The sequence below is a fragment of the Bradyrhizobium cosmicum genome, assembly GCF_032290525.1.
Taxonomy (GTDB): Bacteria; Pseudomonadota; Alphaproteobacteria; order Rhizobiales; family Xanthobacteraceae; genus Bradyrhizobium; species Bradyrhizobium cosmicum_A.
Window position 1 is genome coordinate 1 of record NZ_JASXTA010000189.1, and the last position, 278, is coordinate 278.

Below are 278 nucleotides of genomic sequence, written 5' to 3' on the forward strand. Positions count from 1 at the left end.
GTGCTGATGTCGGTGCCCGATTTCTACCTCTTGCTGGCGCTGGCCGCTGCGCTGCCAGCGTACATGAATCCCGTGCTGGTGTATGTGCTCATCATCGGCATCCTGAGCTTCGTGGGCTGGGCGGGCATGGCGCGCATCATCCGCGGCATGACGCTGAGCGTGCGCGAGCGCGAGTATGTCGAGGCGGCGCGCTCGATGGGGCAGAGCGACCTGCAGATCATCACGCGCCACATCCTGCCTTCGACCTTTTCCTACGCCATCGTGGCGGCCACGATGAG

General features: G+C 64.4%; 1 protein-coding gene. It reads left to right on the forward strand.

Annotated elements, in window-relative coordinates:
• Positions 1–278 (forward strand): ABC transporter permease subunit (locus QSV46_RS39605; protein WP_314964079.1); only part of this gene is annotated, 278 nt, incomplete at both ends.